A 10,300-nucleotide genomic window follows, 5' to 3' on the forward strand; every position below is an offset into this window, starting at 1 on the left:
CAGGCCCCTGGACAGTCCATTGCCCTGGGATCATCTGCACTGCGGTGTGAGCCGGAGATTCCTCGACATCGAGCGGCAAAGGGCTCTGCAGGGAGCGACCACCCTGGACTGTCGATACAACTCCTGCCGACAATGCGGGGCCTGTCCTTCGGAAACGGCGAAAATTCCCAGGGATCAAGCGCCCTCGGGAATCGTCATGCCCCGGGTCAACAGGACCTCGTTTCGCCGCGACGCCCCCATGACTCATTCGAACACGACCCGCCGAGATCTTTCGGCCAAGGCCTGTCACCATCGAATTTGGCATCGAAAAACGGGGCTTTGTTCCTATCTCAGCCAACTGGAGCTGCAGCGGGTGCTGGAGCGGGCAATGCGCCGGGCCGATTTGCCTCTGAGCTTCAGTCAGGGATACAGCCCCTCGCCGTGCATGTCCTTCGGCTGGGCACTGCCGGTCGGTGTTGAGAGTCGGGAGGAATGGTTCAATGCGTTTTTTCGGGAAGAGGTGGAGCCGGGCCGGGTGGCTGAATCATTGAGAGGGCAGATGCCCGAGGGGCTCGAGGTGACCAGGATCGAACGTCTGGGTCCGGGCAAGAGGCAGTCCAGGACCTTGGCCGAGGACTTCAGCTTGACGGTTCATGCCGGATCCCTCCGGGGCAAACCCTTGACCAGGATCTGGGACGAGTTTCTTCACGCTTCGTCCTGGGTCGTCGAGGTGACGGGCAAAAAGGGAAAGATCAGGGAGGCGGATATGAAGCCCTTTGTCTTGGAGGTTCTCTATTTTGAGCCTTCAAGCGTGTCCTTGCTCCTGGACTGGCGGGAAGGCTATGTCAATCCTTTGCGGCTTGTTTCGGCGGTCTGTCCGGACCTCGAACCCCAGGATTTTGTCTTGGTCAAGGAGCGCCAGTGGATGGATGAGAATCTCAAGTGGCGGCTGGAGTCCATGGGCGGGCGTTCCGGTACGGTTTCTAGCGGCGCTTTGAAAAATTTCATGGAGGAAAAGGGATGAAGGATGCTGATCAAGCCTTGCAGGACGTTCTGGAAGTGTTCCAGTTCGAGTATTGGTTGAGGTTCTATTTTCTTCTGGAGGAGGGAGGCGACTTCTTCATCAGGCTTGACGAGAAGACGATCGAGCGCATGGCCCTAGAGTATCCTCACTTGGTCGAATTTGCCAGGCGACTCAACGAGACCCATCTGACTCCAGAGATCTCGAGGAAACTCGTCGGGGAGCATCTTTTTAAGCATTATGAGGGACAGCGCTACAAGCCGGGGCTCACGGAGTCCGTTCTGGACGGAAGAGAGTTTAATCAGGAAATGTATCTCTTTAACATGTGGGCCAATCTTCATGAGCGACAACTGGACGAGCATTTGTTCCCGTTCGAACGATGGGAAACGATGTTCAACGAGTGGAAGGCGTCGGAGAGCGGGGCGAAGGTTCTGGACGCGGCCAGAATGCAGGGCGCGTCAGGGCAGTCCGGTCGAAGCTGAAGTTTTGGAATAGACCCGGAACAGAGACCGCGGCCCCTGTTCCGGAACGGTTCGGTTCAGAAGGGAGGCTCGTCCATGGCGCTGGCCTCGGACGGGAAGGCCGGCCCCATGTCGTCGGGGTAGTCGTTCCGGCCCGAAGACTGGACCGCAGGTTTGGGCCGGGAAGGAGCCTGTGTATAGCCACCGGCTTGTTCTCCGGCCTTGGAGTCCAAGAACTGGACGCGCTGGGCGACGATCTCCGTCATGTATCTTTTTTGGCCCTGCTGGTCGTCCCAGCTCCTGGTTTGGAGCTTGCCTTCCACCAGAACCAGGCGGCCCTTGCCGAGATAGTTGGCGCAAGTTTCGGCCTGACGGCCGAAGATCACTACCCTGTGCCACTCCGTTCTCTCAACCTTGTTTCCGGTCTTGCTGTCGGTATATCCCTCGTCGGTGGCCACGGACATGTTGGTCACCGGCTGGCCGCCGGTCGTGTATTTCAATTCGAGATCCTGACCGATGCGTCCGACGAGAATGACCTTGTTCATGCTTCCTGCCATTTTATACCTCCCAGTTTGAAATTGTTCGTCAATTTCGGGGCATGTCCGCCTCGAGCAGGTCGATGGCGTCTTCGAGACGGTCGCTGTAGGCGTTGGCCTCTCCGGCCTTCCAGTCGGCCAGATTCTTTTCCAAGCCGTCCCGCAGGACGGCGATTTTTGGAAAGTGTTCGTCCATGGCCAGCCGGGCCTCCGTTGGAAGATCGTCGGAGAAGAGGTGAAGGTCGCCCAGGGAGCGAACGAGTTCCAGAACACCTCGGATTTTCGTGGCCGGTAAGGGGCTTCCTGGCGGAAAGGCGAGTTCGAACAGCTTGGGCCACGCTCGGCGAACGTCGTCTTCGCTGTATGTGGTGGCCATGACCCTTATCTGCAACATCCTGCCCATGCGACTATCCTCGGAGCCCGTTGGTTTCGGATTCGCCGGCCAAGCCGGGTCTCCGGTGGAAGGGCCTTCAAAGAAAAGACTTTGAACGCGGCCGTTTCGTTCAGTTTCTTTCCTCCCATTCGCTTTGGACCCTGGCCACGACATCCTCGACTTGGCGCAGTTGGTCTTCGGGACAGATGCCGATCAAAGGTTGTCCGGCGTCCTGGGTCCCGGCGGGGTCAAAGAAGACCATATAAACGATGCCCTCAGGGCCTTGATACGGGATCTGGGTCTCGCGCTTCATCCTGGAGAGGATGAAGAGGTCCTCGCCGGTTTTTACCCGCACGGATCGGCATCCCTTGGCCCGAATTTTGGTGTCCACTTCGGGAATGAAATAGTAGATTCCCTTTTCCGGTGCGGCGAAGACGTGAAGTGCTTCGCGAAGAAGAATTTTCAGGACCTCTTCCCGGGTCAGATAATGCCTGATGGTCAGCAGGGGAGTCCCGGCGGTGACGAAGTCGCCATTTTCGATTTCCGAGAAGGAAATGAGCTCGCCCTTGCGTGGGGCGCGGACGATTTTTTTGTTTCGTTCCCGCTCAAGAACGGCCAGCGGCGTTCCCGGGATTTCCTCCCAGATTCCAGAAGGGCCTGTCACACGGTCGCCGGGTTTGACGGCCTCGAAGCTGACGGTTCCGCAATGGGGGGCACGGACCACGATCTCCTCGTAGGGTTCGTTTTTGATCCGGTCCAACAGATGGGAGATGTCGAGCACGTTGCTTCCTATCGGTAGTAGAGGTTCCGGCCGCCCATGGTTTGCAGCGCCTGATGGAGGTTGTTCCGGATTTCACGGCGGTCCCAGATGCCCTGGATGTGCCCTCTGGATAGGGCCCGGTAGGCCTTGTGGTAGTCTGGAGGAATGTCCATGCTCGTGGTTTCCTTGATGACTCCCGGTCCGGCGAAGCCGATGTTGGATGAGCGGATGGCGAACTGGTACGGCGAACAACCCAGAAAACTGGCCACTGGACCAGCGTAGGAATTCGTGTCGTAGAGCACGAGGTAGAGCCCGCCCGACTCCATGTACCGGCGGACGGCCAGGGTGCAACGGGGCATCTGGATGACGCCGTTGGTTCCTTCCTGGATTCTGATGCCGGCCGTGCCGTGGACGTAGGCAATGAAGGGCAGATGCCTTCGGCGGGCCTGGTCGATGGCCCGGATGAATTTTTCCCCCTCGGCGGCACCGACGCTTCCCCCCCGGAAAGGGGCCATGAGCATAGCCACATAGAGGGTCAGGCCGTTGACCCTGGCCTCGAACGTCATGCAGCCGCTTTTGTGCCCGGTTTTTTTCTTGGCCTGATCGAGTTTGATGTCCAGACCCTCATAGTCAAGAGGATTGGCCGATTCGATCAGGGCGTTGAATTCATAGATGGAGCCAGGGTCGAAGACGTTGTAGAGGTACCACTGATATTCCATGGGAAAATGGTGGCCGCAGCAGTTGCAGACCCCGGCCCATTCACCAAAAAGATCCGGGGCCCATTGGTCCTGGCAGCCGTGAGCATGGGCGTTGGGACAGCTTACGGCCCGGTCTTCTTTGGCCTGGGGACTGACGTATTCCCAGCCGTCTTCATTGCCGCAGGTCCCGTCCTTCCAACAGGACAGGGAGGTCAGTTCGTTTCCCTGGTCCTCCTGCTTGCGGCCAGGCAGGATCTTTCTCAGACCCTCCCAATACTTTCTCGAGCGGTCGACGACGAGATGGACCTCGGCCTGGACCTCCTCGGCCAATTGACTGATCTTTCGCTGGTGCTTGCGAAGGACATCGTAGCGGAAGAACGAATAGAGGCCCCAGGCAGTGTCGTAGCAGACATCGTAACATCGAAGCCATTTGGATCGACGATCGAGAAATGCCTGCTGGGCCATGGCCCGAAATTTTTTGTACCTTCGCCATACCAGACGATCTTTGGCCGCGGAATTGAGAATCCATCGGATGTAGAGTCCGGAGGTGTCTCGGCGTCTGCGCAGAGCCAGAGCTCGGAGTCCGCTCACGCCCCGAACGGAGAGAACAAGTTCGTCGGTGGCCTTGATGACATGGTGGCGCAGCGATTTGAAGAAGTCGTAGTGGTCAGGTCTGGCTCCAAGAGGTGGCTCGCTGATGACGTGGTCCACATAGCCCATGGCCTTGTTGTCCAGGGCGGTGATCCTCAGGGCCGAGGCGCATTTGTCGATCAGGTCGAGGCTTGCCCGCTCGCCTCCCCGGAGACGGCCCTCAATGGCGGCGGCCCCTTCGGGAGAGATAACCGAGTAGTAGCCGTGGGAGAGCATGAGCCTGATGTCGGCTAGAGCGATGGCCTCTGCTCCGCCGGAGCCACCCTCGGAGATGACCGAGACAATGGGTACGCGCAATCCTGCCATTTCGTAGAGATTCTTTGCGATCTGCTGGGCTGCCCCGGGGTAGTCCTCCACGGGATAGGCTCCGGGAGTGAAGACATAAGTGTGGATGGGAATGTTTTCGGTCTCTGCGACCTTCATGTAGTGCAGGGCCTTCGCGTTCCCCCAGGGCTTGACCGAGCCGCCGTTGCGGAATTCCTGGCCGTGCCCCTTTTCTTGGCCGATGACCATGACCGGCTGATTGTAGACCTTGTTGCCCACCCGGCGGGCGATATAGGCCCTGGCGATGAGCATGGCCGGATCGATGCTGTACTCGTCCTGGCCTCCGATCTCGGTGTAGTTGTCATAGACATGCTCGAGAATGTCCTTCAGGCAGATGCGCTGGGGGTGGCGGACGATGCGCACTTTGGTCATGGGAGTCAGTTCCCGCTCGAGCTTTCCCTCCAGGAAGGCGAAGAGCTCCTCCAGAGAGGCCAGGAGACGCTGGGCCTCCTGATGGCTCAGACCGGGTTCCTCTCGGATGAAGTCGTCGAGTTTGGATCGGAGCAGGCTGACGTTGGCGTTTTCCTTGGGTCCGAAGATGTCTTCGATGTATTGAAGCCGCTTGCGCAGTTCCTGGATTCGTTTTTCTCTGTCCATGCTGGCTGATGGTCCTGAATATCGGCGACTGCCGGCTAGAATCGGAGCAGATCGGCGGTCTTGGTCCGCAGAAATTGAATATTGGATTTCATGGTCTCTCCGGACGGGCTTCGGCCGGACAAGGTCAGGGTATCGAGGAATTCGATTCCCCTGTTTTTGGCCTCCTCAAGGTCGGCTCCCCAGATGATGGCCAGCGCCAGATTCGGATCGAAGTCGGTGGGAATTTCGTAGGGCTCGTTTCTGGGGACATGGGTGTGTACCGTGAGCCAGGGGCGTTGCTCCCAATCGAATTTCTCGATGGTTCCAACCCAGGGGGAAAAACGAATTTCAGGATCTTCAGCGATGATTCGGTATTCGATGCTGACTCCCTGAAAAACGACGTCATTTTGCGTATACCCGAGGGATTGGCCCAAGGCCAGCCTGAGCTGTTCCGAGACCAGATCGACATCTCCCTGCCCCTTGATTCTGGCGATGCGGGCTGAAATGCCGTTTTCGACCTGTATTCTGGCATTGACTTCCATGAGGAAAGGCTGCCCGGTGGGGCTGACGATCCATTCCCAGGTTCCGAGGCTGTTGTACCCCACCTCCCGGGCCAGTCGCAGGGAATACTCGGTGATTCCCTCCAAAACCTGATCGGCGTTGAAGGCGTAAGCGATGGATCTGGGAGCGAAGCCCGGGGCCACCTCAATTCGTTTCTGATGGCCAAGCGACTGAATGGAGCAGTTTCTGGTCCCGAAATGGACGATGTTCTGGCCGGTACGGTCGGCCACGATTTGGACTTCGAGATGGTTGAAGTCGAAGATCCGTTGTTCGATGAGGACTCCGTCGTCCCGGAATTGCCGTTTGGCGTAGTTTCTGATTCTGCGCAGCACCGTCCGGAACTTGTCCGGATCGTCGACCTCCTCGATGCCCATGCCGCCCCCTCCGGCCGAGGCCTTGACCAGGACCACCGGGCTGTCGATGTTCTGTTCCTCCTGAAAGGCGAACAGGTTGCGGGCCATTTGCTCGGCCTCGACGTCGTCGGTGATGGGCCGGTCCGATCCCGGTACCGTCGGAATATCGAGTTTTCTGGCCAATCGTTTGGTGTTGATCTTGTCCCCAAGTTCTCGGAGGATTCTCCAGGAGGGGCCGACAAAGATCAGGGGTTTGGATCGTTCGACGACACGGCGGGCGAAGCGAAAATCCTCGGCGAAGAATCCGTAGCCCGGATGCACGGCCGTCGCGCCGCTGGCATCGGCCACGGCGAAGATTTCATTGGCGTCGGTGTAGGACGATATTCGGTAGAGGGACTTGGGGCCTCCAAGCTCCAAGGCCGCTGCGCAATGGCCCGAGTGTCTGTCCGGCTCGGTGTGGACGCAAACGAACTCAATTCCGAGCTTTTGGCAGGCCTTGATTATGCGGATGGCGATTTCGCCCCGATTGGCGACGAGGACCTTATGTTTTTTGTGGATGGGTTGGGTGTTCACGTTTCTGTGATCCTGCTTGTTTCCGCCTGTCAATTTCCCTTTTTTGAATTTCGAGGACCAGTTTGTCCAGGAAGCTCTCTTGCCTGAGGGTGAGGCCATCGTAGCGAAGGGCTACTAAGTCTCCGTTTCGGCGGATGACCTCCACCGGCAGGCCGTGGATGGCCTTGCGGTCCTTGTACCAGATGCTGATCGAGGCCTTGGCCCCCGGCACGAGGGCCTGGGCCCGGGCCTGTTTGTCGAGGATGGCCAGGCCGCAGGCGCTCAGGTCCTTTATCAGATAAAATTCCCCATCGGGGTGTAGTTCGGCCCGGAGCCCGGGACAGACGACACGGAAGGCGGCCCGCTGGGCGTGCTGGGGGTAGATGACCGAAAGGGGATCAGCCGCCATGGGCCTCGCCTCCAACCATTTTTTCGAGGATGAATTCCACCCGGCGGTTCTTGGCCTTGTTTTCCGCGGAGTTTTCCGGAAAGAGTGGGTGCATATCGGCAAGACCGGTGGCGGTCAACCTGTCGGGGGTCATCCCCTGGCCGAGGAGGGTCCGCAAGACATTGACAGCCCGCATGGATGAGAGTTCCCAATTGTCCTTGAAACGACTGGAAGGAGAGGGGGGAGTGGAGTCAGTGTAGCCCCGGATGTTTATCTTCTGGTCGGGGTGCATGATGAAGAACTCTTTCAGGAGGCCGATGATTTCTCGAGATTCCTGGGACAGATCCGCCTGCCCCGGGACAAAGAGGACTTCACCTGGGACGCGCAGGGTGATGATTCCCGACTCGAGATTAGCTCCGACGATGCCTTCGATGCCGTTTTCGGTGCTGTAGAAGTTGAAATCTGAGAATGTCCTCTGTTGGGAGGCCAGCATCTGTTTGAAGCTTTCGAGTTCAAATTGGAAGACTCCGGCATCTGGGCTTTCGACCGGGATGGCCCCTCCCTTGGCCTCGCCCAGCGCCTGACGGACCGAGGCGAAAGATTTGCTGAAACTGTCCACGTCGATTTTGGACATGGAAAAGAGGAGAATGAAGAAGACCAGGAGAAGCAGGGACAGATCGGCAAAGGTGGTCAACCAAGTTTGTTCGATCTCCTCTGATTCGTCGACGAAGTCAGTCGTTCTCGGATCATCGTTCATGGCGCCTCTCAGACGGGGCGACGAAGGAGGACAGAGTTTCGTAGACGATGCGTGGGTTGTTGTTCTCTAGGATGCTTCGGGCCCCTTCGAAGATGATCTCGAGGTGCAGGGTTTCCTGGAGACTGCGGCTCTTGAGTTTGCCGGCCAGGGGAAGAAAAAGCATGTTAGAGAGGAAGGCACCGTAAAAGGTTGTGATAAGGGCCACGGCCATGGCCGGGCCGATGGACTGGGGGTCGTCCAGTCGGGCCAGCATCTGGATGAGTCCGATGAGGGTGCCGATCATGCCGAAGGCAGGCGCGTAGGAAGACATTTTTTTGAACACTTCCTGGGAAGTCAGGTGGCGACGTTTCATGGAATTGATCTCTATGCGCAGCGAGTTGCTGATCATGGTTGGATCGGCGTTGTCGGCGATGAGTTGACAGGCCTTCTTGAGGATGGCGTTTTCGGTATGGACGTTTTCCAGGGCCAGGAGACCTTCCTTGCGGCTGATCTCGGCGATTCTGACCATGGTGTTGACGACCTCGTTGGCGGAGAGTTTTCGGTTTCTGAAGACCTTGATGGCGGCCTGGATGGCCTGCCAGATTTCGCTCAGGGGGCAGGTGACGCAGATGGCGGCAAAGGTTCCTCCGAGAACGATCATCAGGCCGGGAATGTTGACGAAAAAATCCACAGCGCCGCCCATGAGAATGGCGCCGACAACCAGGAAAAATCCGACGACGATGCCAAATGCGGTTGCTATATCCATGGGTTGCCCGTAAGCTGAATTTTTTTGATGTTGACCGGAAAAACCGGGGCGTCCCGGCCAAGGAGGCGAATCAATTTCTATGATTATGATGCAGGATCATGCAAAAGTCCAGAAAGCGATCGAGTTCATAAGAAATGCCGTTCCGGAAATTTCCAGGGATCGTCTCGGGACAGGCGTGGTTCTGGGAAGCGGCCTCGGGGATTGGGAGCCTAACTGGGAGGAAATTGCCAGGATTTCCTACATCGACATCCCGGATTTTCCCAGGTCAACCGTTCCTGGACACGACGGAGAGCTTGTCTTCGGCCGTGCTGTGGATTCGGGAAGGAGGTTGGTCTGTTTGATGAAGGGGCGTTTCCATCTCTACGAAGGGTACACTCCTGCCGAGAGTTGTCAGGGCGTAAGGCTCATGGCCGGCCTTGGAATGAGGACCCTGGTTCTGACCAATGCGGCCGGGGCTTTGAATCCGCTTTTTTCGACCGGAAACGTCATGGTCATCACGGATCACATCAATCTAACCGGGGCCAGCCCTCTGACTGGGCCCAACATCGACGCATGGGGGCCCAGGTTTCCGGATATGTCCCGGGTCTATTGTCCCCGTCTGGCCGGATTGGCCCTCAAAACCGGTACAGAACTGGGCCTCCGCCTAGAACAGGGCGTATACGTAGGGGTTCCCGGTCCGGCTTTGGAGACTCCTGCCGAGACCAGGACCTACCGCCGTCTGGGAGGTGATGCCATAGGCATGTCCACAGTCCTGGAGGCCATATGCGCCCATCATATGAGAGTTGGGGTTCTGGGCCTTTCCTGCCTGACAAACAAGAATCTTCCGGATTGCATGACCGAGACATCCCTGGAGGAAATTCTCGAGCAGGCGGGCAGGGCATCCAAGAATTTAGGTCGGATCGTCAATGGGTTTCTGCGGAAGATCGACCACCCGGAGGTTTGATCCGGGCCTTGGCAGGCACTCCCAACATGATGGAACAGGTTTGACGGCGTAAAACTTCGCCCGTCTTTCGGTAGGGAGATGGCCGAGTTCACGGTTAGACCACCGAAGATCAGTGGCGTGTCCAGGCCCCAAGGTCGGTTGTATTGGTCGGATCCTGTTTGTTTGCGGTTTGCATCGCCGCGAGCCGTTGAAACTCTCGTTGTTTTTCAACCAGATTTGAGCTAAGATGTTCCTACATGGTCGGGGTGAATGTTCGGTCCATCGGCCGGGCATTTTGGGGGTGACTCATGAGGATTTCCGTACCTCAGATCGTCGGTTGACCTTGGTCGGCAGCGCATCGAAAATTGGATCGTTTTCATTCGTCGGCGCTTGCCCAGCAGAGGCTTTTTGACGGGCCGTTTTCGATGGGTTTGCAAAAGGGACGGGGTTTCGTGTCGACAAAATTGTACTTTTCCCTACTGTCGCTTGCGGCAATCATTGGTTTGACTGGCTGCGGGGGCGGTAAACAAGTCCATGTCCCTGCCGTGGAAGTTCCGAGGTGGGCCACGTCCGCGGAGCGCGCCATCATCCAGACGGCCCAGGACCAGTTGGGAGTCCGCTACAGGTACGGCGGGTCCTCGCC

At 57.8% G+C, this 10,300-nt stretch carries 11 protein-coding genes; 3 read left to right on the forward strand and 8 right to left on the reverse strand.

Annotation, left to right across the window (positions count from 1 at the left end; all coding sequences use genetic code 11):
- Nucleotides 1-1,003 (forward strand): DUF2344 domain-containing protein (locus EOM25_09755; protein NCC25460.1); only part of this gene is annotated, 1,003 nt, incomplete at its 5' end.
- Entirely contained in the window at nt 1,000-1,482 is a 483-nt protein-coding gene (locus tag EOM25_09760) for a hypothetical protein (GenBank protein NCC25461.1), read from the forward strand. The genes EOM25_09755 and EOM25_09760, both read left to right, overlap by 4 nt.
- Nucleotides 1,483-1,538: 56 nt before the next feature.
- On the opposite strand, the gene EOM25_09765 is transcribed toward EOM25_09760, so the two are convergent.
- The 8 genes from EOM25_09765 to EOM25_09800 all read right to left on the reverse strand — a co-directional run bounded on the left by EOM25_09765 (nt 1,539) and on the right by EOM25_09800 (nt 8,735).
- Complete coding sequence (locus EOM25_09765; protein NCC25462.1) at nt 1,539-2,018, reverse strand: single-stranded DNA-binding protein; 480 nt, start codon at nt 2,016-2,018, stop codon at nt 1,539-1,541.
- 28 nt (nt 2,019-2,046) lie between these two features.
- Nucleotides 2,047-2,400, reverse strand: a complete 354-nt coding sequence (locus tag EOM25_09770) for a hypothetical protein (protein ID NCC25463.1) — start codon at nt 2,398-2,400, stop codon at nt 2,047-2,049.
- Nucleotides 2,401-2,500: 100 nt separating this feature from the next.
- On the reverse strand, nt 2,501-3,151 hold the full coding sequence (locus tag EOM25_09775) for a biotin attachment protein (protein ID NCC25464.1): 651 nt from the start codon (nt 3,149-3,151) through the stop codon (nt 2,501-2,503).
- Nucleotides 3,152-3,159: 8 nt separating this feature from the next.
- The gene (locus EOM25_09780; GenBank protein ID NCC25465.1) at nt 3,160-5,400 is read right to left on the reverse strand and encodes an acetyl-CoA carboxylase carboxyl transferase subunit alpha/beta; all 2,241 of its coding nucleotides are present in this window, start codon (nt 5,398-5,400) and stop codon (nt 3,160-3,162) included.
- Nucleotides 5,401-5,435: 35 nt separating this feature from the next.
- A complete protein-coding gene (locus EOM25_09785; GenBank protein ID NCC25466.1) occupies nt 5,436-6,965 on the reverse strand; it encodes an acetyl-CoA carboxylase biotin carboxylase subunit in 1,530 nt (509 codons plus the stop codon).
- Complete coding sequence (locus EOM25_09790) at nt 6,835-7,254, reverse strand: PilZ domain-containing protein (protein NCC25467.1); 420 nt, start codon at nt 7,252-7,254, stop codon at nt 6,835-6,837. Before EOM25_09790 ends, EOM25_09785 begins: the two co-directional genes overlap by 131 nt.
- Nucleotides 7,244-7,990: a flagellar motor protein MotB gene (locus EOM25_09795; GenBank protein NCC25468.1), complete on the reverse strand. Its 747-nt coding sequence runs from the start codon at nt 7,988-7,990 to the stop codon at nt 7,244-7,246. Before EOM25_09795 ends, EOM25_09790 begins: the two co-directional genes overlap by 11 nt.
- Nucleotides 7,980-8,735 (reverse strand): motility protein A, encoded by a 756-nt coding sequence (locus tag EOM25_09800; GenBank protein NCC25469.1) that lies wholly within the window; start codon nt 8,733-8,735, stop codon nt 7,980-7,982. Before EOM25_09800 ends, EOM25_09795 begins: the two co-directional genes overlap by 11 nt.
- Nucleotides 8,736-8,823: 88 nt before the next feature.
- Between EOM25_09800 and EOM25_09805 the strand changes: the two genes are divergently transcribed.
- A complete protein-coding gene (locus EOM25_09805) occupies nt 8,824-9,678 on the forward strand; it encodes a purine-nucleoside phosphorylase (GenBank protein NCC25470.1) in 855 nt (284 codons plus the stop codon).
- Nucleotides 9,679-10,300: the final 622 nt, after the last annotated feature.

Source organism: Deltaproteobacteria bacterium (assembly GCA_009929795.1).
Lineage (GTDB): Bacteria > Desulfobacterota > Desulfovibrionia > Desulfovibrionales > Desulfomicrobiaceae > RZZR01.

Bases quoted from the DNA above. Each gene is read 5' to 3' on its own strand.
- EOM25_09800 (NCC25469.1), bottom strand. From the start codon at position 8,735: ATGGATATAGCAACCGCATTTGGCATCGTCGTCGGATTTTTCCTGGTT.
- EOM25_09795 (NCC25468.1), bottom strand. From the start codon at position 7,990: ATGAACGATGATCCGAGAACGACTGACTTCGTCGACGAATCAGAGGAG.
- EOM25_09790 (NCC25467.1), bottom strand. From the start codon at position 7,254: ATGGCGGCTGATCCCCTTTCGGTCATCTACCCCCAGCACGCCCAGCGG.
- EOM25_09770 (NCC25463.1), bottom strand. From the start codon at position 2,400: ATGGGCAGGATGTTGCAGATAAGGGTCATGGCCACCACATACAGCGAA.
- EOM25_09785 (NCC25466.1), bottom strand. From the start codon at position 6,965: ATGGCCTCACCCTCAGGCAAGAGAGCTTCCTGGACAAACTGGTCCTCG.
- EOM25_09765 (NCC25462.1), bottom strand. From the start codon at position 2,018: ATGGCAGGAAGCATGAACAAGGTCATTCTCGTCGGACGCATCGGTCAG.
- EOM25_09760 (NCC25461.1), top strand. From the start codon at position 1,000: ATGAAGGATGCTGATCAAGCCTTGCAGGACGTTCTGGAAGTGTTCCAG.
- EOM25_09805 (NCC25470.1), top strand. From the start codon at position 8,824: ATGCAGGATCATGCAAAAGTCCAGAAAGCGATCGAGTTCATAAGAAAT.
- EOM25_09780 (NCC25465.1), bottom strand. From the start codon at position 5,400: ATGGACAGAGAAAAACGAATCCAGGAACTGCGCAAGCGGCTTCAATAC.